General features: G+C 66.9%; 1 protein-coding gene. It reads left to right on the forward strand.

Annotation, left to right across the window (positions count from 1 at the left end; genetic code table 11):
- Positions 1-504: TonB-dependent receptor plug domain-containing protein (locus OCL97_RS22630; protein ID WP_377371951.1), on the forward strand; the 504-nt coding region annotated here is incomplete at both ends.

A 504-nucleotide genomic window follows, 5' to 3' on the forward strand; every position in this document is an offset into this window, starting at 1 on the left:
GTTGAAGAAGTGGTGGTCACCGGCTCGTTCATCGCCGGTACGCCTGAGGACGCGGCCCTGCCGGTCGACGTGATCGGCTCCAAGGAGCTGGCCAACCGCGGCGCGCCCACCATGGTCCAGCTCATCAAGACCATCCCGTCCTCGGGCGCGGTGATCGGTGAGAACAACCGCTTCGGCTCCGGCTCGGGCGCGGCGACCATCAACCTTCGCAACCTGAACTCCGCCGTCACCGGCTCGCGGACCCTGGTGCTGTTCAACGGTCGGCGTCTGCCGACCTCGCCCCAGGCGATCTCCTCGGTGGATATCAACCTGCTGCCCACCGCCGCCATCGGCCGCGTGGAAGTCCTGAAGGACGGCGCGGCGGCGACCTACGGCTCCGACGCCATCGGCGGCGTGGTCAACTTCATCACCCGCACCGATCTGGACGGCTTTGAACTCAACGCCAACTATCAGGGCATCTCGGGTTCGCCCGGCGACTACGAAGGCAGCATCGCCTACGGCTAC

The organism is Phenylobacterium ferrooxidans (genome assembly GCF_042714595.1).
In the GTDB taxonomy this organism is placed as follows: Bacteria; Pseudomonadota; Alphaproteobacteria; order Caulobacterales; family Caulobacteraceae; genus Phenylobacterium; species Phenylobacterium ferrooxidans.